Origin of the sequence: Sphingosinicella sp. BN140058 (assembly GCF_004135585.1) — a bacterium.
GTDB lineage: Bacteria > Pseudomonadota > Alphaproteobacteria > Sphingomonadales > Sphingomonadaceae > Allosphingosinicella.
Genome location: NZ_CP035501.1, coordinates 3124341 through 3147424, shown reverse-complemented (window position 1 = coordinate 3147424; position 23084 = coordinate 3124341). Strand labels below are relative to the sequence as shown.

The following is a 23084-nucleotide window of genomic DNA, read 5'->3' as shown; positions in this document are numbered from 1 at the left end:
TACTCGCGTGACGACATTCTGCCGCTGGACCGCGGTGGTGATGTCGTGCGCATCCAAGCGCATCCTCGCCCCGTGGACCTGCGGTCGTTGTCACGATCGAGGATCCAAGGATGAAGCTTCACTACCTGATTTTCCCATACGCGTTGCTGTCGTCGGCGGCGTTCGCCGCCGAGGCAGCCGATGCAGGCGGCGACTCCGAAATCGTCGTCACCGCCCTCCGCGCGCCGATCGCCGAAGATCGCGTCGCCGCCTCCGTGACCGTGCTGACGCGCGAGGATATCGACCGCAGCCAGGCACCGATCGTGTCCGACATCCTGGTCCGCACCCCCGGAATCAGTATCGTCCGCAACGGCGGCTATGGCACCTCGACCTCGATCCGCATCCGCGGTGCGGACAGCGATCAGACCGTGCTCGTCCTCGACGGGGTGAAGCTTGCCGACACGTCCTCGACCGGCGGGGGCTACAATTGGGCCAATTTGCTGACCGGCGACATCGACCGGATCGAAATCCTGCGCGGACCGCAATCGATCCTGTGGGGCAGCAACGCGATCGGCGGCGTGATCAACGTCACCACCACCACAGCCGAGCGTCCGCTCGAAGCGGCGATCGACTTGTCAGGAGGCTCGCGGGAAACCGCACAGGCGCGCGTGGCGGTGGGCGGACGCAGCGGCCCGCTGGATTGGCGGATCGCCGGACGCACCTTCACAACCGACGGCATCTCGGCGATCGGACCGGATTATGGCGGCCGGGAAACGGATCCGTATCGCAACACCGGCGGCAGCGGCCGGATCGGGCTTCGGGTCAGCGACGCGGTCTCGCTCGATCTGCGCGGATCCTACGGACGGAGCCGGGTCGGCATCGACAGCGCCGGCACGGTCCCGGACAGTCCGGAGCGTTCGGAGACCGAGGAATGGACCGGCTATGGCGCGGCGAACGTCGCGCTGTTCGACGGGCGTTTGTCCAACCGCCTGGCCTTCAGCCAGGCCGAGATCGCGCGGACCAACGTCAACCCCGCGCGCACGGTCCGGCCGACCAGCTTCGACGCGAAGGGGCGTACCCGCCGGTACGAATATCAAGGTACCCTGACGGTTTCGGACCGGATCGGCGCGGTGTTCGGCGCCGAGCGCGAGGAGCAGAGGATGCGCTCCGCCTCGCCTCCCAACAGCAATGCCGCCTATCGGACGATCCGTGCCGAGGCCGACATCGACAGTGTGTACGCGCAGGTGAATGCCGAACTGATCGAAGGACTGACCTTGAATGGCGGCGTACGGCATGATCACCATGATCGCTTCGGCGGCAACACGGTGTTCGGCGCCGGCGGCACCTGGTCGATCGGCACCAGCGGAACTCGGATCCGCGCCAATTACGGCGAAGGCTTCAAGGCGCCGACTCTCTACCAGCTCTACAGCGAATACGGGAATGATGCCCTGGCGCCGGAGAAAGCGCGGGGCTGGGAAGCCGGCATCGAGCAAAGAACGCTCGGCGAGAAGCTGGTCGTCGGTGCGACCTGGTTCGAACGGACCACGCACAATCTGATCGTCTATGCGGGATGCCCGGCCACCAATCGGCCGCCGCTCTGCTTCGCACCCGGCACAACCACGCCGCGCGCCGGCTATTACGACAACGTCCAGAAGAGCATGGCGAAGGGCATCGAGCTCAATGGGGCCCTGCAGCTCGGCGGTTTCCGCGCCGATGCCAATTACAGCTGGATCGCGGCCGAGGATCGATCGGGCGGATTGAACCACGGCAACCAGTTGGCCCGCCAGCCGCGCCATCTCGCCAACGGCACGCTCGCCTACGGCTGGCGACCGGGCGCCGAGGCCAGCCTCGCCGTGCGCCACGCCGGGTCGGCGTGGGACACGGCACGGACCAGCGCCACCGTCACCCCGTTCCGAAACGATGCCTATACGCTCGTCGACGCGCGGATCGAGCTCCCCGCCTCCCGAGCCGTGAGCGTCTACGCCCGCATCGAGAACCTCTTCGACGAGCATTACGAAACGGCGCGCCGCTACGGCGCGCTCGGACGCAGCGCCTATGCGGGCATTCGGGCCCGGTTCTGACACCAAGGAGAATCACATGACGCAATCCTCCACGACTGCCCGCAGCCTCTGGATCGCCAGCATGACCGGGGCGAGCACGATCATCAGCATGGCGCTGGCATGCGCCACGCCTTTTCCGGCCCTCGCCGCGCTCGCCGCCGGAGCGCCGCGCAAGCGCGACGGCCTGCTGCTGGTCGGCGCCGCGTGGGCGGTCGCGCAGACGATCGGGATCTGCGTGCAGGGTCAGGCGGTCAATGCCGAGAAGGCGATCTGGGCCGCAACCCTGCTCGCCGGGGCGCTGATCTCCGCGATGGCCGCGCACATGATCGGGCAGAGCCTGCGCAAGACCGGCACGATCGCTCAGGCGGGCGGCGCCTTCGTGGCGGCGTTCGTCGGGTTCAAGGCGGTGGTGCTGGTCACCACCCTGATGCTCGACAGCGGCCATGGCGCCTTTGCCGCCGACGTGCTGGCCCGCCAGTTCGTGCGCAACGGCCTGATCTTCGCCGGTCTGCTGGTGCTGCAGCGAGGCCTGGCCGTGATCGGCCTGCCGACATTGCGGCCGGCGCACGCCTGATGTTCCGGCCGGTTCCGCCGCGCGCCTCCGTCATCGCCTGCAACACCTGCCGCCTATCCGCGGAGAGGCGGGAGGATGACGACGGCGTTCGCGGCGGAGCATTGCTTGCCGGAGCGCTGCGGCGGCTGGCGGCAGAGGAGGATCGCTATGGCGATATCGGCGTCGAGGAGATGCCGTGCCTGTTTGCCTGCACCGCCTTCTGCACCGTCTATCTCCGAGCCCCCGGCAAGGTCGGCTACGTGCTCGGCAAATTCGGCGCCGACGACGCGGCGGCGGAGGCGATACTCGAATTCACCCGCCTCTATGCGGAAAGCGCCCATGGCCAGGTACCGTACAAGCAGTGGCCGGAGGGCGTGAAAGGCCATTTCCTGGTCCGGGTTCCGCCGGAGGGACAGGTGGTCGCATGATCCGCTTCCGCACGATCGAGGATTTCGAAGCCGCCCTCGCCGACCTGCCGGCGCCCGATGGGCAGAGCGTCGCGGCCGCGGGCGCCCGCCAGGCGAGCCTTACCAAGCCTGCAGGGTCGCTGGGGCGGCTCGAAGACATCGCCCTGTTCTTTGCCGGTTGGCAGCGTTGCATCCGTCCTGTCCTCGCTCGCGGCCGCGCTACGATCTTCGCCGGCAATCATGGCGTCGCCGCTCGTGGCGTGAGCGCCTTTCCGGCTGAAGTGACCGCGCAGATGGTCGCGAATTTCCAGCGCGGCGGGGCCGCAATCAACGCTCTGGCGGCGGCGGCCGGTCTCGAGCTCAAGATCGTCGCGCTCGAGCTCGACCGGCCGACCGCCGATTTCACCCAGGCACCGGCAATGACTGCTGAGGATTGTCTGCAGGCCCTGCAGGCCGGTGCCGATGCGGTGGAAGGCGAGATCGACCTGCTGGTGGTCGGCGAAATGGGCATCGCCAACAGCACCGCCGCGGCCGCACTGAGCTGCGCGAGCTTCGGCGGGGCCGCGGAAGATTGGACGGGACGCGGCACGGGCATAGACGACGAGGCCTTGTCGCGGAAGATCGAGGTCGTCGAAGCGGGCGTTTCGCTGCATGGCCCGCACGCGAAGACGCCCTTCGAGATGCTGCGCCGGCTCGCCGGCCGGGAGATTGCGGCAATCGCCGGCGCGGTTCTCGCCGCCCGCCGCCGCCGCATTCCGGTGATGCTCGATGGCTTCATCGCCTGCTCGGCACTCGCCCCGCTGGCCCGCGACGTTCCGCAGATCAGTGCGCATTGCCTCGCCGGACACGTGTCGGCCGAGCCAGGTCACAAGAGATTGCTCGCGGCGCTGGCATTGGCCCCTTTGCTCGATCTCGACATGCGGCTCGGCGAGGGCAGCGGCGCCGCGGTGGCGGTCGGCCTCGTCCGCGCGGCGCTTGCGGCGCATGCAGGGATGGCAACGTTCGAGGAGGCGAGGGTCGCCACGGCATCGTGAGCGCCCGCATCGTCCATCTGTTGCGCCATGCCGCGGTCGAGCGCCCCGGCCGTTTCCTCGGCCGCTCGGACGAGCCGTGCACCGGCGCAGGTCTTGCGACCTGCCTCGACCGTGCCGCCGAAGTCGAGTTCGACACCATCGTCACGTCTCCGCTGATCCGCGCTGCGGAAGTCGCAGATGCGCTCGGCGCTCTGCGCCGTCTACCAGTGGCCCAGGATGCAGCCTGGCTCGAGCTCGACTTCGGGACGTGGGAGGGCAAGACCGCCGACGAGATCGGGGAAGAGGCGCTGCTCCCCTTCTACGGCCAGCCCGACCGGCACGCGCCGCCCGGCGGCGAGCGCTGGAACACTCTGGTGCGGCGGGTCGCCGGCGCGATCGATCGCCTGGGCGAGGGAAGCAGCCTTGTCGTCACCCACGGCGGCCCGATCCGGGCGGCGCTTGCCCATCTCTGCGGCTTCGACCCGCGCCAGTTGTGGGCGTTCGATCTGCCCTATGGGGCGTTGCTGTCGCTGCGTCTGTTCCCCGGCGACCCGGTCTCTGCGCAGATCACGGCCCTGCACACGTGAAGCGCATCGTCCTGGCAATACAGTTCATGACCCGCCTGCCGGTGCCGTGGCGGGGCGCGATCACCGCGGACGATTTCGCGGCGTCGATGCGCTGGTTCCCGGTCGCGGGGCTACCGGTCGGCGCCGCCGTCGCCGCGGCGGCATGGCTCGGCGCCTGCCGCGACCCGCTGCTCGGCGCCCTCGCGGGAACGATCGCCTGGGCGGCGATCACCGGCGCGCTCCATCTCGATGGGCTGGCCGACATTGCCGATGCGGCAGGAGCGGCACACGGCGACGAGTCGCGGCTGCTCCGCGCCCTCGCCGATCCGCATGTCGGCAGTTTCGGCGTCACCTGCCTCGTCCTCCAGCTCGCCGCGAAGCTGGTCCTGCTCGATCGACTGATCGCGGCCGGAGCCTGGGCATCGATCCTGCTCGTGCCGCTCGCCGCGCGAATTGGCATCCTCGCCTGGCAATATTGGCTGCCGCCACTCGGTAACGGCCTCGCCCTCCGCTTCGCGGGAGCCGTGCGCCCGCATCATCTCTGGCTCTGGGCCATGGTGCTGGTTTGCACCGGATTCGCGGCTCCCTCGATCTGGTTCGCGCCCGTGCCCATCCTGCTCTGGGGCTGGTGGCTGAAGCGCCGCATCGGCGGTATCTCCGGCGATGGCCACGGCGCCGGGATCGAGCTGACCGAAAGCGTGCTGCTAAGTGTCGCTTTTTGCCTCACGTGAAAGGGCGATGAGCCCGTCGACATCAACGACCTGCTCGAGCGAGGCGGCGATTTCGTCGAGCGCGTCGCTCACCGAGGCATCGTAGTCGCGTCCGGATCCGTCGACTCCGATCCGGTGCAGCCAGACAGCCCGCTGCTCGGCACGGGTGAACAGGCCATGGAGGTAGCAGCCGGCCACGCGTCCGTCCACGGAGGCCGCGCCATCGATGCGACCGGCGAAGCGGCCGAGCGGGCGCGCAGTATCCGGACCGGTGGTCTCGCCCATATGCATTTCATAGCCTTCGACGGGCGCGCCGAGCATCTCGCCGCGCACCCGCTCCAGATGCTTGCCGGGGGTAAGGACGGTGTCGACGTCGAGCAGCGCGAGCCCTGATACGGTAGCGGGCGATCCTTCGAGGCCATGCGGATCGGCAATGGTGCGGCCAAGCATCTGGTAGCCGCCGCACAGGCCGAGGATCTGTCCGCCCCGCCGGTGGTGGGCGAGAATGTCGATGTCCCAGCCTTCGCTCCGGAGCGCCGCGAGATCGGCGATGGTCGCCTTCGAGCCGGCGAGGATGATCAGCCGCGCCTCCGCAGGGATCGGGCGTCCGGGCGGCACCATCACCAGATCGATGCCGGGCTCCAGCTTCAGGGGATCGAGATCGTCGAAATTGGAAATGCGCGGCAGCACCGGACAGGCGACGACCACCCGCTTGCCGCTCGCCTGGGAAAGGCCGTGCTCCAGCGCCACCGCATCCTCGCTCGGCAACCGCGCGGTCGCGGCGAGCCAGGGGACGATCCCGAAGCCGCGCCAGCCGGAGCGGTGCTCGATCTCGCGATAGCCGTCCTCGAACAAGGCGGGATCGCCGCGGAACTTGTTGATCAGGAAGCCGCGGATCATCTCCGCGTCCTCGGGATCGATCACCGCCCTGGTGCCGACGATGGCCGCGATCACGCCGCCTCGATCGATATCGCCGACCAAGAGGACCGGCACGCTCGCGGCCCGGGCGAAACCCATGTTGGCGATATCGCTCGCGCGCAGATTGATCTCCGCCGGCGAGCCGGCGCCCTCCACCAGCAGGATGTCGCATCGCGCACGCAGGCGCTGGTAGCTGGCCAGGACGTCCTGCAACAAAGCCGCCTTGGCGGCCCGGTAATTGCCGCCCGACAGGGTGCCGCGGACCTTTCCGTGCACGACCAGCTGCGACGAGCGGTCCCCCTGCGGCTTCAGCAGCACCGGGTTCATGTCGACGACCGGTTCGACGCGGCAAGCGAGTGCCTGAAGCGCCTGGGCGCGGCCGATCTCGCCGCCGTCGGCGGTCACCGCCGCATTGTTGGACATGTTCTGCGGCTTGAACGGGAGCACCTTGAGGCCGCGGTTGGCGAGTGCCCGACAGAGGCCTGCGACCAGCACGGACTTGCCCACGTCCGACCCAGTGCCCTGGAGCATCAGAGCGCCCATGCAGCGCCTCCCGCAATCAGCCAGAGCAGCAGACAGGCGCGCCGGTAGACGCGGAGCGCCCGTCCGATATCGCGTGCCGTGGCGGCCTCGGTGCCGGACCCGATCCAGGCTTTGTCGTGCACCACCCGATCATAGGCAACCGGGCCGGCAAGGCGCAGCCGCAGCACGCCCGCCATCGCCGCCTCCGGCCAGCCGGCGTTGGGCGAGGCGTGGAGACGGTGATCGCGCAGCATCGTCGCCCATCCGCCTCGGCCGGCAAGGCAGAGGAGCAGTGCCGACAGCCGTGCCGGAGCCAGATTGGCAACGTCGTCGGTACGTGCGGCCGCCCAGCCGAACGCGCGCCAGCGTTCCTCCTTGTGGCCGATCAGGCTGTCGGCGGTGTTGATCGCTTTATAGGCCCACAGCCCCGGCAGGCCGCCGATCAGAAGCCAGAAAGCCGGTGCGACGATCCCATCGCAGAAGCTCTCGGCAAGGCTTTCGATCGCGGCGCGGGTCACGCCGGCTTCGTCGAGCGCGGCGGTGTCCCGGCCGACGATCATCGCCACTGCGCGCCGGGCGCCCTCTAGATCGCCGGCAGCGAGCGGGTGGAAGACCGCCCGGACATGATCGTCCAGGCTGCGCTGTGCTAGCCCCGGGACGGCAAGCAGGGCGACGGCCATCCATGCTCCGTGGCCGAGCCAGAGGCGGGCGAGCCATTCGAGCGCAACCGCGATGCCGGTGGCGACGGCCACGACGAGAAGGAGCGTCAGCGCTCCCGCCAGGCGCCTGGTCGCGAAGCCCGTGTCGGCGGCGTTGAAGCGGCGCTCTCCGGCGGCGAGGATCCGGGCGAACAGGCCGACGGGATGGCCGACGGTTCGATAGAGCGGCGCCGGCCAGCCGACTGCCGCCTCCACCGCCAAGGCTGCAAGCGCAACCGGTTCAGCCACGTGCGAGCGCCCGATCGAGACGTTCGAACGCCGCGTCGTCTCCCGGCCGCCCGAAGCGGAGCCAATCCGGGGCATAAGCGAAAGGACGGGTGAGGATGCCAGCAGCAGCCAGCCGTTGGAACAGAGTTTCCGCGTTGGATGTCGAAACCAGCCGGAACAGCGGGCAAGCGCCCGATGGCTCGAAGCCATGGCAACGCAGCAGAGCGTCGAGCCTGTCGGCCTGCTGCCGAAGCCGAGCCCGGGTTTGTCCGATCCATGCCCCGTCACCGTAGGCGGCTTGGCCGATTGCCAGCGCCGCCGAGTTAACCGGCCAGCTGCCGAGTTGCCGGCGCAGCGGCGCAAGCCGCTCGGGCGCGGCGAGGACGAAGCCGAGCCGCACGCCGGCGAGGCCGAAGAACTTTCCAAACGAGCGCAAGGCGATGACCCGTTCACCGAGACGCGCGGCAGCGGAGGGCTGGTCCTGCGTGTCGGCGAACGCCTCGTCCACGACCAGCACGCCTCCCGCGGCTTCGAGGCGGCCGGCAATATCGTGCAGGCCGGCTTCGGACAGAACGGCACCGTCGGGATTGTTGGGTTGCGCGATCAGGATCGTACCGCCGCGGCTTGCTTCCTCCTCGAGATCGCGCTCCGCGACCGGGCGCGCCTCCCCGATTTGCCCGTAGGTGCCGTAGCTTGGCGCCCGGTAGCGCATCGGCAGAGGAAGGCCGAGCGTGCCGAGCAGGCGAAGCCCGATTTCGGTGCCTGGCACCGCACAGACCCGCTCCGGTGCGACGCCGAAGAAGCGACCCGCGGCGGCTTCGAGCGCTTCCAGAGCCGCGACATCCGGCAAGGCGGCCCAGTAGACCGCTCCCGCACGGCTTACGTCCCAGGGCTGCGGGTTGATGCCCGTGGAGAGATCGAGCCACGGCGTCGGCGCATCCGGGAAGGCCGCGCGCGCCGCCGCGACGTTCCCGCCATGATCATGCCAAGCGCCCACGCGTCCCCCTTGCCCTTCCACCCGAAAGGATCAGGCTCTAGGGCCATAGCGCCCGCGCCGACCTGCGCCAGACGGAACTTGCCTGTTGTCTCACCCTCTCCTCTTCGTTCTCGGCGGCGCCCGATCCGGCAAGAGCCGCTATGCCCTCGAGCGGGCCGAAGCGCGCGGGCTGGAGCCGGTGTTCATTGCGACGGCGCAGGCGTTCGATGCCGAGATGCGCGAGCGCATTGCCCTCCACCAGGCGGAACGCAGCGGCGCCTGGACGAGCATCGAAGCGCCGCTCGCGCTTACCGGGGCGATCGAGCGCACGGCATCGCCGCACCGGATCGTACTGGTCGACTGTCTTACCCTCTGGGTCTCGAACCTGATGCTGGCGGGGCAGGACAGCGCAACAGCGTTCGTCGGGCTGGTCTCGGCACTCGACAAGAGGGCCGGCCCCGTGATCCTGGTCTCGGACGAGGTTGGCCTCGGCATCGTGCCCGACAACAAGCTGGCGCGCGACTTTCGCGATCTCGCTGGCACCCTCAACCAGCGCGTGGCCGCAGTGGCGGACGAGGTCCAGTTCGTCGCGGCGGGGTTGCCGCTGCGGATGAAATGAGCGAGGTCGAGGTCGCCTGCGCGGCGCTGGGGCTGTCTCCCCGCAGGATCGTCCCGTTCGTCGACGGCCGCAGCAACCGGGCCTTTCATGTCACGGATCGGATCGAAGGCGACTTCAGCCTCATCCAATTGGTCGGTCATTGCCGGGATCGCGCGGGCTCGCTCCGGCTGACGCTCGATCATCTTGCCGCCCACGACTTGCCCAGCCATCGTCCGATCGCGCTGTGCGAAAAGGGATCCTGGCCATGGCTGCTGGCGCGGTTCCTTCCCGGCGAGAGCCTGGCAAGAGCCCGCCAGCTGCCGATCGAGAAGATCGCAGCGTTGCTGGCCCGTATCCACGCCCTTGCCGTGCCGACGCACCTCGCCGAGCGGCGACGCCGCATCGAGCGGGACTGGCGGCATCTGGTCCGGGCCGAACAGTCGCCGGACCTCTTCGATGCGCTTGCACGCGCAGAGGCGTTGCGGATCAATGATGACAGGGTGCTGATCCACGGCGATCTGTTCCCCGACAACCTTCTTGCCGATGGCGCCCTGGTCCCGATCGATTGGGAACATGCCGCAGTCGACCACCCATTGCTGGACGTCGCTATTGCGGGCCTCGGCATTCTCACCCACCCGTCCGGAGACCGGCGCCAGGTCGATCAACTGTTCGAGGTTTATCGACGGATCTCCGGGCGTTCGGTCGATCTCGTGGCGATCACCTCATGGATCGACTACGCGGCCGCGCTGCTCGCGCTGCACAGGTACGCTCGCGCTCGAAAAGGGCTCCGTGCCGGGGCCTACCAGGATTTGCTGGCGGCGGCTTAACCGTTCGAGATCTTCGGGACGATTAAGATTGGTCATCGCGAACCTGCAATCTTCGACCGTCTCTGCCGCGGAGACGCCGATCCAGCTCCGCAGCGACCGGTAACCGGCCTCCAGATGGCGATCCAGCGCTGCGGCGAGCGACGCCGGCCAGAAGCCGATCGACCACTGCCTCCCGAGCACGCGCGGGCCGTAGCCTGCCAGGCCGGCACGCAGATCGCCGGGCAGCGGATAAACGTCCACGGGCGCACACAAAACGGCATCGAACCCTCGGGCGTGGGCATGATGGAGCGCTGCATTGAGACCGCCGAGCGGCCCGAGGTCCGGTGCGGGGCGATCCGGCAGGGCCATGAGGCCGGTCCAGGTCCGTCCGCAGAGGACGAGTTCATCACTCTGCGGCCGCAAGGCATCGGCGGCGTGATCGAGCAGGCAGCGCCCATCGATCCGCGCCTCCGCCTTGTCGCTGCCAAAGCGGGTCGAACGACCCCCGGCCAGGATCGCGCCGAGCACGCGCATCGGTCAGAAGCGCAGCGTGTCGACGAATGCGCCCGCTTCGCATGCGGGCCTGCGCGGCGCGAAACGCACCAATGTGTCGGCATCGGCGAGCAACGCCTGCGCGGAGGCGGTCTGCCCCTCGATCACGCGCACACCGTCACCGGTCTCGCTGGCACAGAGGAACGTCTCGCGATCGCCGGTTTCTGGAACGCGGGCCGCAAGCGGCGCCTTCGTCCAGGCAAGGCGCGGTGAGCCTCCGCCGAGACCGGCAAGAAGCGGCATCAGGAACAAACGAGCGATCGTGAACGCCGCAACGGGATTGCCGGGCAGGCCGAGCACGTGCCTGCTCCCGATCCGCCCGTACCAGACCGGCTTACCCGGCTTGATCGTCACGTCAGCGAAGACTCGCTCGAGCCCGAGCGGCACGAGCGCCGTTTTGGCGAAATCGCGGTCGCCGCGCGAGGCGCCGCCGATCATCACCACCAGATCCGCGTCACCGAGAGCCGATGCGGCCGCCTCGCGGATCGCGACCGGATCGTCGGCGATCCGAGCCGCGCCGGCGACCACCCCGCCCCATGCGTCGGCCATGAACGCAAGGGACTCGCCGAGGCTGTCGGGAATGGCGAGCGGGCTTCCCGCAGCCGAACCCGGGGCGGCGAGTTCGTCACCGCTCGCAACGATGGCCACTCTCGGCCGGCGCCACACCTCGACGGCCGCGGCATCTCCGGCGGCGGCGACCGCCAGCGCTCGGCCATCGAGCAGGCGCCCGGCGGGCAGCAGGCACCGTCCCACAGCGAAATCGGAGCCTCGGGATCGAACATGGGCGCGGCCCGGCCCGCCCTCGAACAGGATCGTGTCGCCCGAGGAGAGGACCTGTTCCCGCATCAGCACCCGGTCGCTGCCCGCCGGCATCGGCGCGCCCGTCATGATGCGGACAGCCTCGCCTGGCCCGATCGGATGGCGATGCGGGGCAGCCGGGTAAGAGGATCCGACCACTCGAAAGCGCGTGACCCCCGCGACGAGATCATCCGCCGCCACGGCGAAGCCGTCCATGGCGGCGGCGTCGTAGCGGGGTGCGTCGATCTTTGCATGGACCGGGGCGGCGAGCACATGGCCGCCGGCCTCGGCAAGCTTCATGGTCTGCGTCCCGAGCGGGCGCGCACAGCCGACAAGCAAGGCCTGCGCCGCGTCAAAGGACATCGACGCGGAACAGGGAACGGACGGACGGTCGCATCCCGCATCCGCGACCATGAGGGCCAGATCATCCATGAACGGACACTCCTTCGATCAGGCGGCGGATGGCGGGACGGCAGGAGCCGCAATTGGTGCCGGCCGACAGTGCGCTCCCAACCGCCTCGACGGTCGTCAGGCTCTGGCCTGCAATCGCATGAACGATCGTCTTCACGCCCACATCGAAGCAGACGCATACGATCGCGCCTCGATCCTCGCGCGGACCCGCCGGCGCCCCTGCGAGCAGCGCCGGCACCGGGGCCGACTTGCCGAGCTGCTCGATAAGCCAGTCGCGTCCGGGCAGCGTTCCGGTGCGAGTCACGAACAAGGCGGCGGCCAGACGCCCCTCGCGCAGGATCGCGACACGGCGCAGCCCGCGGGCGCTGTCCACCACCTCGACGCGGTCGCCGCGCGGCAACACGGCCTCCAACGCTGCGGGCTCGCCGGTGCCGGCGAGTTCGTGGAGCGTTCCGCCAGGCACCTGGACGCGCGTAGCCCACAAGCAGTCCGGCCTGGCGATCTCGCCCGTCGCAAGCAGAAAGCCGGTCCACTCTATCGGTACCGCCGCGATCGCCGCCGGTGTGCGCTTGAATCCGGGCTGCCCCGAATGCGGATCGGTCGAGGGCCGGAGCAGCAGGCCGGTGCGGCCGCCGCTCGCATTTCGATCGGTCCAATGGATCGGGGTGAACAACTCGCCGTGCCGTTGCCCCTCGCTGAACGCGACGCGAAACAGGCTCTCGCCCTGCGGGGTTGAGACGCGGGCGATCGTCCCGTCCACAAGGCCGAACGCCGCTGCGTCGTCAGGATGAATTTCCACCAGCGGCTCCGCCCGGTGCCGCGCGAGCCTGGCGCTGAGGCCGGTACGAGTCATCGTGTGCCAATGGTCGCGGTAGCGGCCGGTGTTGAGTGTCATCGGCCAGGCGGAAAGGGGCGCTGACAGGGTGCGCTGAACGATCGGCACCAGCCGGGCCCGGCGATTGTCCGTCTGGAAGCGGCCGTTGGCGAAGGGATCGCCGCCCCAGCGGAATGGCGGCATCGCGTCGTAAGCCTGATTGCCGATCGCGGACAGACCCGGAAGTGCAAACAGCCGCCTCCCGTCATTCTGGTACGTCGACAGACGGGCATGCTCGCGGAAGATGTCGGCAACTCGATCATAAGCGAAGTGGCTGGGCCAGCCCATGCGCCGGCCGACCTCCTTGACGATCCACCAATCAGGCTTCGCCTCGCCCGGAAGATCGAAAAGCGCGCGCTGTCGGCTGATCCGCCGCTCCGAATTGGTGACGGTGCCGTCCTTCTCGCCCCAGGCCGCCGCCGGCAGGCGGACATGGGCGAAGGCATTGGTGTCGGTGTCGGCGATCACGTCGGAGACGACGACGAACGGGCAGCCGGCAAGCGCCGTGCGCACCTGTCCGGCATCGGGCATCGACACGGCGGGGTTGGTCGCCATCACCCAAAGCGCCTTGATCCGGCCCTCACCGACTGCGCGGAACAGGTCCACGGCCTTGAGGCCCGGCTTGCACGCCATGTTCGGCGCCGCCCAGAAGCGGCCGACCCGCGCCACATCTTCGGGCTCGAAGTTCATGTGCCCCGCGAGGGTGGAGGCGAGCCCGCCGACTTCGCGGCCGCCCATCGCATTGGGCTGGCCGGTGATTGAAAAAGGTGCCGCGCCGGGTCTGCCGATCCGGCCTGTCGCGAGGTGAAGATTGAGGATCGCGTTGACCTGATCGGTGCCACGCACCGACTGGTTCACGCCCTGGCTGAACAGGGTGACGGTGCGCGGGTTGGCGGCGAACAGATCGAAGAAGCGCCTGAGGTCGGCAGGCGGGACATCGCATGTCCGCGCCGCCGACCACAGGTCGCTCCCCTCTCCCACCTTGGCCCAGAAGTCGTCGGGTACATGGACGCTTCGGGCCAGGTAAGCTTCGTCGATCAGGCGGTTGTCCCGGCAGTATGCAAGCAGGCCGTTGAACAGGGCGACGTCGCTGCCGGGGCGGATGGCGAGGTGCAGATCGGCCTCCTCGGCCGTTTCCGTCCGCCGCGGATCGATGACCACCATCCTGGCGCCGGCCGCACAGCGGGCGCGGGTGCGCTGATAGACGACTGGATGGCACCAGGCCGTGTTCGATCCGACCAGGACGAACAGGTCGGCGGAGTCGAGATCGTCATAGCTTGCCGGCACCACGTCCTCGCCGAAGGCACGAATGTGGCCGGCGACCGCGCTCGACATGCAGAGCCGGGAATTGGTGTCGATGTTGGCCGAGCCGATGAATCCCTTCATCAGCTTGTTGGCAACATAATAATCCTCGGTCAGCAATTGCCCCGAGACGTAGAAGGCGACGCTGTCCGGGCCATGATCGGCGATCGTACGGCGAAAGCGCCGGGCGACGAGATCCAGCGCCTTGTTCCAGGTCGCCTGCCGTTTGCCGATCATCGGTTGCAGCAGGCGCCCCTCAAGCCCCACCGTTTCGCCGAGATGGGTACCCTTGGAACAAAGCCGGCCATGGTTGGCGGGATGATCGGGGTCGCCGGCGATCTCGATCGATCGCGGGCCGGTACGCGTTGCCAGGATGCCGCAGCCGACCCCGCAATAGGCGCAGGTGGTGCGGACCGCCTTGGTCATGTCAGTGCGATGCCCCTGGGGCAGGCTGGGCATAAGCCGCGCCGAAGATCAGCAGATCCCGCATGCCCGACACGTCGCGCTGACTGCGCAGGAGATCGAAATACCAGGGGCCGTCGGCGGTATCGCCGTAGAGCAATGTCCCGACGATGCGATCGTCCTTAAGGACGATCCGGCGATACGTTCCCCCGGCATCGTCGCGCAGGACGATCTCCTCGCTGCCTTCCCCGCCGGCGAACGCGCCTGCGGAGAACAGGTCGATCCCGGAGACCTTGAGCTTGGTCGAGGTCACCGAACCGGCATAGCCGGCGGCGCGGCCGGCCAGACCTTCGGCGAGCGCCCGGCACATCTCCCAGATCGGCGCGACCAGGCCATAGACCTCGCCGCGATGTTCGACGCATTCGCCGACGGCGAGGATCGAAGGGTCGGACGTAACCATATGATCGTCGACGCGGATTGCGCGCCCGACCGCAAGCCCGGCTGCGCGCGCGAGGGCGACGTTGGGGCGGATGCCCGCTGCCATGACCACCAGACGTGCTGGAATGAGCGTGCCGTCCTTCAGGCGGACGCCCTCGACACGTTCCTTGCCCAAGATCTCGGCGGTGTCGGCGCCGGTCAGAATGGTCTGGCCGCGCGTCTCGAGCGACGCCTTGAGCAAGGCCGCGGCGGCCTGATCGAGCTGACGCTCCATCAGTGTCGGCATCAGATGCAGCACGGTGACCTTCATGCCCCGCAGGCTGAGGCCGTGCGCCGCCTCGAGGCCGAGCAGCCCGCCGCCGATCACCACGGCATCGCCCCCGTCCGCCGCCGCGGCCACCATCGCCTCCACGTCATCCAGGTCACGAAAGCCAACCACGCCTGGGAGGTCCGCGCCCGGCACCGGGATGATGAAGGGTTCGGAGCCGGTCGCGATCAGCAAGGTGTCGTAAGCGACGATGCGGCCGCTCCGCGACGCCACGGTCTTCGACGCGCGATCGATCGCCTCCACCGGATCGCCGGCGATCAGTTCGATGTCATTGTCGCGATACCAATCGCGATCGTTGATCACGATATCGTCGAAGCTCTTCTCGCCGGCGAGCAGCGGCGACAACATGATCCGGTTGTAATTGACCCGCGGCTCCGCGCCGACGATCGTGATGCGGTAGCGATCCGGAGCGCGTGCCAGCACCTCTTCGACCGCCCGGCAGCCGGCCATGCCGTTGCCGATCACGACGAGGTGCGGCCGCGTGTCCTTTGCGGAAGCGGCCATCGTCAGATCCTCGCGCCCGTGCTCCAGGCGGCGCGCCACTGGCCCTTGACCACGAACAGCCCCGCCCAGGCGAGCAGTGCCAGCCCTGCGAAGATCAGGAAGCCGCCGGCGAAGCTGCCGGTCAGCTGCTTGGCGATGCCGAGCGAGGAGGCGAGATAGAAGCCGCCGATGCCGCCGGCCATGCCCACCAGGCCGGTCATTACGCCGATCTCCGACTGGAAACGCTGCGGCACCAGCTGGAACACCGCGCCGTTGCCGGTACCGAGCGCCAGCATGGCGACGACGAAGCTCAACAGGGCGGAAACGACACCCGGTGCGACGCTGACCATTGCCAATGCGACCGCTGCGATCGCGAACACGGCCGACAAGGTCCTGATCCCGCCGATGCGGTCGGCGAGCGCACCGCCCATCGGCCGCACCAGGGATCCCGCGAACACGCACGCTGCGGTACAATAGCCGGCGCTCACCGGAGTGAGCCCGAAGCGATCGGTGAAATAGATCGGGAGCGACGCGGCCAGCCCGACGAACCCGCCGAAGCTCACCGCATAGAAACCCATCAGCCACCAGGCATCGGCACTCTGCAGCGGCCGAAAATAGTCCGCCAGGGCCTTGGGCGCGGGGCGATTCGGCGCATCTTTCGCCATCACCAGATAGGCGATGAAGACCAGGCTGAGCGGAATGCAGGCGAGGCCGAGCACCGCATTCCAGCCGAAGAGCGCGGCGAGGCCAGGCGCGAACAGGGCGGCGAGCACCGTTCCCGAATTGCCCATCCCGGCGAAGCCCATCGCCTTGCCCTGATGCTCGGGCGGATACCAGCGGCTGGCGAGCGGGAGGGCGATGGCGAAGCTCGCGCCGGCGAAGCCGAGGATCACGCCCAGTGCAAGCGTTCCGGCAAAGCTGCCGACACCGACCAACCAGGCCGTGAACAATCCGGTAATGACGATGAGCTGGCTGATCGCGCCGGAGCGCTTAGGCCCGATCCGATCGACGAGCAGGCCATTGACCACCCGCAGCAATGCCCCGGCCAAGGTCGGCGTCGCCACCATCAGGCCCTTCTCGGCGGCGCTGAGGTGAAGGCTTTTGGCGATTTCCGGCGCCAGCGGTCCGAGCAGAACCCAGACCATGAAGGCAAGATCGAAGTAAAGAAAGGCTGCGATCAGCGTCGGCGGATGGCCGACCTGCCAGAATGTAGGTGTGGCGCGGGGGGGCACCGGATCGATCTCCGCGCCTCCGCCGGCATAATCGAAGCCTTCGCGCATCAGTTCCGCAATCTTCATCGCTCAAACTCCCGGTGCCTTCGGGCACGAAAAAAGCCGCCTTCGATCCTCCGGCACAGGCGGGGACCGAACAGCGGCTTTGCTGATCTCAGGAGAGGGACGCCCCGGCGCTGGGACCATCCTTCCGATGGCGCGCCTCGTCGCGCGTCGGGCCGATAATCCCGCACATCATGGGCAGTTCGCAAGTGCAAAAAGGCCTTGGTGATTACTTCGCACGTGCGGCAATCGCGGGCACCGGCGCAGCACCTACGCACTACCCCTTACGCAACTACCCGGATTTGAGAATCCCTCTGAACATCGGGCATTTAACCATCACCGGACGGCGGCGACGCCCACCGGAGAAATGCCGAAATCGAGGGGAGATCGAACATGGCTGCTACGACGTCCAAGACCACCATCGCGCTGGAAGCCCTGGTAGCCGAAGTGATCGCCAACCGCGCCGCCGAGGGTGCCAAGCAGACCGGCCGGCAGCGGCTCAACACCGACCGCGCCTTCGCCTCGATCCTCAAGCTGATCGCCCCGCGCATCCGCCACTTCACCCGCCAATACGGCCTCGTCGCCCACGCCGAGGATGCCGAGCAGGTCGCAGCGATCGCCGTTCACCGGGCGATCGAAGCCTATGATCCCGCGAAGGCGCAGTTCACCACCTTCGTCAACTGGCAGATCCGCGGCGAGATGCAGGGCCTCCGCTTCCGCCTGATGACCGACCAGCGTTCGTCCGCCAAGAAGGTCGAGGCGCTCACCGTCTCCCTTCAGGATCTCGGCCGCAGCCACGACGGCGAGGACATGCCGTTCGAAGCGACGATCGAGGACGAAGACGCCCTCTCCGCCACCGAGGCCGGCGCTTCCGCCTACCTCGCCAAGACCGCGACCGCCGCTTTGATCGACGAATATGTCGACCATCTCCGCGCCGTCGGTATGGAGCAGCTCAAGAAGCGGCCCCGCGCCAAGAAGCCCGCCGTTGCCGGCGACGACAAGCTCCCCGTCCACCGGCCGCGCCTCCGCGAAGTGGATCCGGTCGAGCTCGCCAAGCTCGAAGAGAAACTGGAGCGGAACCGCGAAATCGTCGAGCGCCGCGTGTTCGACGCCGGCACCCTCGATGCCCTGGCGCTCGACACGGAGCTCACCAAGGAGCGCGTCCGTCAGATCACCAAGCGCGCCGCCAAGACGATGGGCGAGCTGGTCTCGAAGAGCTCCAAGTTCGAAGTGATGGCCGAGTACAAGGCCGCCGCCGCCCGCAACGGCGGCATCCCGCGCAGCGCCACCGGCAACGTCGTCGCCATTGGCGCCGCCGTGCAGGCGCTGGACGCCGAGTGGCAGGATGCCCGTCAGGCGGCGTGATCCTTCCTGCCTCTCCTCGGCAATGAAAAGGCCCGGATCCGCTCCCAGCTGATCCGGCCCTTTTCGTGTCGACGAAGAGGATGGCCGCTATGCCGCCGCAGCGACCTTCTCCCCACGATTGCGGAACGCGACCAGGAAAACGAGCGCCGTGACCCCGGCAAAGGCCGCCGGGAGATACCAGAAGCTCTGCCAATCGGCGCCGGTGCCAGTTCCGACCTGGACGGCATTGGCGACGTTGCTGCCGATCAGATAGCCGACACCCCAGGTCATCAGCGCCAGGAAGGATTGGGCGCGGCTGCGCGCATCGGCGGCGAAGTGGTTGCCGATCCAGATCGTGGCCGCCACGAAGACGAAGTCGAAGCCGACGCCGTGTAGCGCGAGGCCCGCGTAGATGATCGGCGTGATCGGCCCATCGGCGGTGAAGCCGTTGGCGAACAAAACATAGCGCACCGCCCAGGCCGCCATGCCGATGAACAGCACGCCCTTGATCCCGACCCAGCGGAAGAACAGCGGCAGCAGCAGCAGGAAACCGACCTCCGAGACCTGGCCGATCGTCTGCACCGCCGCGGCATTGTCCACGCCGATGTCGTCGAGGAAGGGGTTGGCGTAGACGTTGTAGAAGGAGAAGGGGATCATCATCAGCATCGAGCAGAGGATGAGCACCCAGAAGCTGCGATCCGAGGTGCGGATCACGTCGAGGCCGAGCAGCGCGACCACGGAGGTGCGCCCCTGCCCTGCCTGCGGCGGAGTGTTCGGCAGCGTGAAGGCGTAGAGGCCGTAGACGATCGATACGGCGGCCGCGAGGAGCAGCGGCTGCGCGGTCCGCTCGGCATGGCCGGCGTCGGGGAACCAGTGGCCCGCCTCGCCGGGAAGAACGAAGCCGACGATCAGGCCGGCGACGATCCAGCCGATCGTTCCGAACACGCGAATGGCCGGGAACTGCTTTTCGCTGTCGGTCAGCACGTTGAGTGCGACCGAGTTGGAGAGCGCGATCGTCGGCATATAGGCGAGCAGCACGCCCAGCGTCGCCATGAACATCGTTCCGGCATTCGCCCCAATGGTCGACAGCACGAACAGCAGCACGCCCGCGAAGACGTGAAGAATGCCCATCACCTTTTGCGCCGCGAAATAGCGATCGGCGATCGCGCCGACGAAGAGCGGCGCCGCGATCGCGGCCCAGCCCTGCGCCGAGTAGATGGTGCCGACATTGTCCTGAAGGCCGTTGCGGGTGAGATAGGTCGCGAACGGAACGAACCAGGCGCCCCACACGAAATATTGCAGGAACATCATCAGCGACAGCCGGGAGCGTGTGCTCATGTCCATCCGGTCTTTCCTCCCCTTGTTTCTATGATCTTCGGAGTTCTTGTACCGTTCGGGCTGAGCCTGTCGAAGCCCTTCTCTTCTTTCTCCAGCGCGGGAGGGAAGAAGGAGAGGGCTTCGACAAGCTCAGCCCGAACGGGGTTTGTGTGTGGTGGTCAGTTTCGGATCAGCCCAGCCCCAGCACGCGGCGGTTGCGGGCCGCGTCGGGCGCGGCGCCGGCGAAATCGTCGAACGCGCGTTCGGCCTTGCGGATCATGTGGGCGGCGATGAACGGCGCGCCTTCCGCCGCACCCTGCTCGGGATGCTTCAACGCGCATTCCCATTCGAGCACCGCCCAGCCGGCATAATCATATTGGGTGAACTTGGAGAAGATCGCCTTGAAATCGATCTGGCCGTCGCCCAGCGAGCGGAACCGGCCCGGGCGCTCGGCCCAATCGGAATAGGAGCCATAGACGCCGGCGCGGCCGGTGGGGCGGAACTCGGCATCCTTCACATGGAAGCATTTGACGCGCTCATGGTAGATGTCGATGAAGGCGAGATAATCGAGCTGCTGCAGGACGAAGTGGCTCGGATCATAGAGGATGTTGGCGCGCGGATGGTTGCCGACGGCCTCCAGGAAGCGCTCGAAGGTGATGCCGTCGTGGAGGTCCTCGCCGGGGTGAAGTTCGTAGGCGGCGTCGACGCCTTGTTCCTCGAAGACGTCGAGGATCGGAGTCCAGCGGCGGGCGAGCTCGGCGAAGCCCTCTTCGACCAGGCCGGCGGGACGCTGCGGCCAAGGGTAGACGGTCTGCCAGAGCAAGGCACCGGAGAAGGTCGCGTGGGCGTCAAGGCCGAGCCGGCGGCTGGCGCGGGCACCCATCTTGACCTGCTCGATCGCCCATTCGGTGCGCGCGGCCGGATTGCCGCGCACCTCTTCGGCCGCGAAGGCGTCGAACAGATCGTCATAAGCGGGATGGACGGCAACCAATTGGCCTTGCAGGTGGGTCGACAGCTCCGTGATCTCGACACCGGCCTCCCGGCAGATGCCGGCGACCTCGTCGCAATAATCCTGGCTCTCGGCGGCCTTGGCGAGATCGAACAGGCGCTGATCCCAGCTGGGGATCTGAACACCCTTATAGCCGAGCCCGGCGGCCCATTCGGCCATGCTCTTCAGGCTGTTGAACGGAGCTTCGTCGCCGGCGAACTGGGCGAGGAAGATTGCGGGACCCTTCATGCTCTGTCTCCCTGAGCAAAAGAAATGGGGGGCTTCGACAGGCTCAGCCCGAACGGGGCTGGGCTGGTATGGAAAACGCGCTCGGCGGTGCTCACGCGAGCTCGACCCATTCCGCGCCGCGCGCACTGCTGTCATGAGCGGCCTGGATGAAGCGCATCCCGGCCACGCCATCGGAAAGGCTGGCGTAGACGGGCTGTTGCGGCGCGCGGCCGCGTACCGCCTCGGCGAAATCGCGATAGATGTTGGCGAAAGCCTCGAGATACCCCTCGGGATGGCCCGACGGCAGGCGGGTCACCGCCATCGCGCGTTCGTCCAGATAGCCACGGTCGACGCCGGGGGTCCAGATTTCCTCCGGCCCGCCGCGCCGCGCGACGCGCAGGCTGTTGGGCTGCTCCTGACGCCAGTGCAGGCCCGCTTCTTCGCACCACACCGAGATTTCGAGCCCATTGGCGTCGCCGGTGCAGATCTGGCTTGCGACCAAGGTGCCGCGGGCGCCGCCTTCGAGGTGGAACATCGCCGCGCCGTCATCGTCGAGCGTGCGGCCCGGCACGGCCGCGCGAATTTCGGCGCTGAGCCTGGTCATCCGCTCGCCGGTGACGAATTCGACCAGGTTGAAGGCGTGGGTGCCGATGTCGCCGAACGCACCGCCGAGGCCGGAGCGCGCCGGATCGATCCGCCACTCCGCCTGCTTGCCGACCTGATCCTCCGCCTTGCCGAGCCAGCCCTGCGTATACTTGACCGCGACCCGACGGACAGCGCCGAGGCTGCCGCCGGCGACCAGCGCGCGCGCCTGCCGGATCAACGGATAGCCGGTATAGGTGTGAGTGACTCCGACCAGACCGCCGGTGCGATGCGCGACTTCCTGCAGCTGCAATGCCGCCTTGAGCGTGTCCGTCAGCGGCTTGTCGGTGAGCACCGGGAAGCCGGCCTCCAGGGCGGCGATCGCCGCCGGCGCGTGGACGTGATTGGGAGTCACGATGGCCACGAACTCGGCGCGCTGCTCGATCGGCAGTTCGCGCTCCCGCTGAATAAGCTCGGCCCAGCTCGAATAGCTGCGCTCCGCAGGCAGTCCGAGCGCCTCGCCCGAGCGGCGTGCCCGATCAGGATCGGAGCTGAACGCACCTGCGACGAGGCGGAGATTGCCGGCGATCGAGGCGGCGATGCGGTGGACGGGGCCAATGAACGCCCCCTCCCCACCGCCGATCATCGCATAGCGAACGGGATCCTTGGTCAGCATGCGGCGGTCCTCAGGCCTGGAGCCGGCGGAGGTAGGCGGCGCTCTTTGCCAATGCCTGGAGCGGCGGTTCGGTGAACGGCTCCTCCTGCTCGACGAAGTAGGAATAAATGGGTGCGCTGCGTGCGGCGGCGAACACGCTCTTCCAGTCGATGCTGCCCTCGCCGACCACGGTGCTGCGCGCATCGGCGGCGATCTTGCCGGGAATCCGCTCGCCGGCGACGATGTCCTTGACGTGAAGCAGGTGAACGCGCGGCGCGTAGCGTCGGATCGCCTCGGCCGGATCGTAGCCCGCACCGGCGGCCCAGCCGAGATCGAGCTCGAGCACCAGATGAGCCGGATCGGTCAGCCGGATGATCTCGTCCATCGGCAGCTTGTTGTCGTAGCGGAGGAATTCGGCGGCGTGATTATGGTAGCCGAAGCGCAGGCCGAGAGCGCGCGCCTTCTTGCCGATCTTGTCCATCTGATCGGCATTGTAGCGCCAGTGATCGAGGGTCATCGCGTCGGCGACACCCTGGTTCCAGCCCTTGCTGTCGTCGATCGGCTTCGCGGTTGCCGGGGACGAGGCGACGACATATTTGACGCCGACGTCGCGGGCGAAGGCAAGCCGTTCGTCGGCATGATCGATGAGATCGCCCATCGAATGGTGGGCCGACACGCATTCCAGCCCGGCCGCGCGCATGGCATCCCGAAACTGCTTCGGCGTGCGATCGTACCAGCCGGCCGCCTCGATCCGCCGGTAACCAAGCTTGCCCAATTGTCTCAGCGTGCCATCGAAATCCTTGGCAAGATCGTCCTTCACCGTCCACAGCTGCACACCCAGCGGCGGCATCCCGCCGCCCCGGGTGGCGGCCGATACGGCGCTGGTCGGAAGCATGGCTCCCGCAGCCAGGATTCCACTATGCGCGATGAGTGCCCGGCGCGTGATCACGTCTCAATCCTCCCTTATCGGTTTGCGCCATTGTTAGCGCTCTCAGGAATTGGGGCAAGCGCAGTCCTGTTGCGCCGCCGCCCAATCTACGCATTTGCCCGTACCTTCGCGATGCGGATGGTTAA

At 68.0% G+C, this 23084-nt stretch carries 20 protein-coding genes and 1 pseudogene; 9 read left to right on the top strand and 12 right to left on the bottom strand.

All coding sequences use genetic code 11. The features are described 5' to 3' along the window. The first annotated feature begins 110 nt into the window (after positions 1–110). Genes ETR14_RS14165 through ETR14_RS14140 form a run of 6 tightly spaced genes read left to right on the top strand, consistent with a single transcriptional unit; the run spans position 111 to position 5309 of the window. The gene (locus ETR14_RS14165) at positions 111–2060 is read left to right on the top strand and encodes a TonB-dependent siderophore receptor (RefSeq protein ID WP_129385537.1); all 1950 of its coding nucleotides are present in this window, start codon (positions 111–113) and stop codon (positions 2058–2060) included. A gap of 16 nt (positions 2061–2076) precedes the next feature. Further along, complete coding sequence (locus ETR14_RS14160; RefSeq protein WP_129385535.1) at positions 2077–2613, top strand: hypothetical protein; 537 nt, start codon at positions 2077–2079, stop codon at positions 2611–2613. After that, positions 2613–3020 carry a DUF1636 domain-containing protein gene (locus ETR14_RS14155; RefSeq protein WP_129385533.1) on the top strand — a complete coding sequence of 136 codons (408 nt, stop codon included), beginning with the start codon at positions 2613–2615 and terminating at the stop codon, positions 3018–3020. Before ETR14_RS14160 ends, ETR14_RS14155 begins: the two co-directional genes overlap by 1 nt. Beyond that, on the top strand, positions 3017–4033 hold the full coding sequence (gene cobT, locus ETR14_RS14150; protein WP_129385531.1) for a nicotinate-nucleotide--dimethylbenzimidazole phosphoribosyltransferase: 1017 nt from the start codon (positions 3017–3019) through the stop codon (positions 4031–4033). The genes ETR14_RS14155 and cobT overlap by 4 nt, the downstream gene beginning before the upstream one ends. Further along, positions 4030–4599, top strand: a complete 570-nt coding sequence (locus ETR14_RS14145; RefSeq protein ID WP_129385529.1) for a histidine phosphatase family protein — start codon at positions 4030–4032, stop codon at positions 4597–4599. The genes cobT and ETR14_RS14145 overlap by 4 nt, the downstream gene beginning before the upstream one ends. Further along, positions 4596–5309 carry an adenosylcobinamide-GDP ribazoletransferase gene (locus ETR14_RS14140; RefSeq protein WP_129385521.1) on the top strand — a complete coding sequence of 238 codons (714 nt, stop codon included), beginning with the start codon at positions 4596–4598 and terminating at the stop codon, positions 5307–5309. Before ETR14_RS14145 ends, ETR14_RS14140 begins: the two co-directional genes overlap by 4 nt. Here the strand turns inward: ETR14_RS14140 and ETR14_RS14135 are convergent. Genes ETR14_RS14135 through ETR14_RS14125 form a run of 3 tightly spaced genes read right to left on the bottom strand, consistent with a single transcriptional unit; the run spans position 5283 to position 8651 of the window. Then, positions 5283–6749, bottom strand: coding sequence for a cobyric acid synthase (locus tag ETR14_RS14135; RefSeq protein WP_129385519.1), 1467 nt, complete (start codon positions 6747–6749; stop codon positions 5283–5285). The two genes, ETR14_RS14140 and ETR14_RS14135, sit on opposite strands and share 27 nt — an antisense overlap. Further along, entirely contained in the window at positions 6737–7675 is a 939-nt protein-coding gene (cbiB, locus tag ETR14_RS14130) for an adenosylcobinamide-phosphate synthase CbiB (RefSeq protein WP_243455521.1), read from the bottom strand. The genes ETR14_RS14135 and cbiB overlap by 13 nt, the downstream gene beginning before the upstream one ends. Then, positions 7668–8651: an aminotransferase class I/II-fold pyridoxal phosphate-dependent enzyme gene (locus ETR14_RS14125; protein WP_129385515.1), complete on the bottom strand. Its 984-nt coding sequence runs from the start codon at positions 8649–8651 to the stop codon at positions 7668–7670. Before ETR14_RS14125 ends, cbiB begins: the two co-directional genes overlap by 8 nt. 85 nt (positions 8652–8736) lie before the next feature. Between ETR14_RS14125 and cobU the strand changes: the two genes are divergently transcribed. Both cobU and ETR14_RS14115 read left to right on the top strand, forming a co-directional pair. Beyond that, positions 8737–9249, top strand: a complete 513-nt coding sequence (cobU, locus tag ETR14_RS14120) for a bifunctional adenosylcobinamide kinase/adenosylcobinamide-phosphate guanylyltransferase (protein ID WP_129385513.1) — start codon at positions 8737–8739, stop codon at positions 9247–9249. Continuing rightward, positions 9246–10055 carry a phosphotransferase gene (locus ETR14_RS14115; RefSeq protein ID WP_129385511.1) on the top strand — a complete coding sequence of 270 codons (810 nt, stop codon included), beginning with the start codon at positions 9246–9248 and terminating at the stop codon, positions 10053–10055. The genes cobU and ETR14_RS14115 overlap by 4 nt, the downstream gene beginning before the upstream one ends. Here the strand turns inward: ETR14_RS14115 and ETR14_RS14110 are convergent. The 5 genes and pseudogenes from ETR14_RS14110 to ETR14_RS14090 form a co-directional block, all read right to left on the bottom strand. Beyond that, positions 9951–10568 (bottom strand): molybdenum cofactor guanylyltransferase, encoded by a 618-nt coding sequence (locus ETR14_RS14110; RefSeq protein ID WP_129385509.1) that lies wholly within the window; start codon positions 10566–10568, stop codon positions 9951–9953. The genes ETR14_RS14115 and ETR14_RS14110 overlap by 105 nt on opposite strands. 3 nt (positions 10569–10571) lie before the next feature. Further along, entirely contained in the window at positions 10572–11816 is a 1245-nt protein-coding gene (locus tag ETR14_RS14105; RefSeq protein ID WP_129385507.1) for a molybdopterin molybdotransferase MoeA, read from the bottom strand. Then, positions 11809–14397 (bottom strand): nitrate reductase, encoded by a 2589-nt coding sequence (locus tag ETR14_RS14100; RefSeq protein ID WP_129385505.1) that lies wholly within the window; start codon positions 14395–14397, stop codon positions 11809–11811. The genes ETR14_RS14105 and ETR14_RS14100 overlap by 8 nt, the downstream gene beginning before the upstream one ends. Positions 14398–14425: 28 nt before the next feature. Beyond that, positions 14426–15643, bottom strand: a pseudogene (locus ETR14_RS14095) (NAD(P)/FAD-dependent oxidoreductase); the annotation flags it as partial. Positions 15644–15645: 2 nt separating this feature from the next. Beyond that, positions 15646–16902, bottom strand: a complete 1257-nt coding sequence (locus ETR14_RS14090; RefSeq protein WP_129391882.1) for a NarK/NasA family nitrate transporter — start codon at positions 16900–16902, stop codon at positions 15646–15648. Between the two features lie 387 nt (positions 16903–17289). Between ETR14_RS14090 and ETR14_RS14085 the strand changes: the two genes are divergently transcribed. Next, positions 17290–18261, top strand: coding sequence for a sigma factor (locus ETR14_RS14085; protein ID WP_129385501.1), 972 nt, complete (start codon positions 17290–17292; stop codon positions 18259–18261). Positions 18262–18348: 87 nt separating this feature from the next. On the opposite strand, the gene ETR14_RS14080 is transcribed toward ETR14_RS14085, so the two are convergent. The 4 genes from ETR14_RS14080 to ETR14_RS14065 form a co-directional block, all read right to left on the bottom strand. After that, complete coding sequence (locus ETR14_RS14080; protein WP_165356449.1) at positions 18349–19578, bottom strand: MFS transporter; 1230 nt, start codon at positions 19576–19578, stop codon at positions 18349–18351. A gap of 169 nt (positions 19579–19747) precedes the next feature. Further along, positions 19748–20794, bottom strand: coding sequence for a sugar phosphate isomerase/epimerase (locus ETR14_RS14075; RefSeq protein ID WP_129385498.1), 1047 nt, complete (start codon positions 20792–20794; stop codon positions 19748–19750). Positions 20795–20885: 91 nt separating this feature from the next. Then, a complete protein-coding gene (locus ETR14_RS14070) occupies positions 20886–22031 on the bottom strand; it encodes a Gfo/Idh/MocA family protein (protein ID WP_206185836.1) in 1146 nt (381 codons plus the stop codon). A 10-nt stretch (positions 22032–22041) separates the two neighbouring features. After that, a complete protein-coding gene (locus ETR14_RS14065; RefSeq protein WP_129385496.1) occupies positions 22042–22959 on the bottom strand; it encodes a sugar phosphate isomerase/epimerase in 918 nt (305 codons plus the stop codon). Positions 22960–23084: the final 125 nt, after the last annotated feature.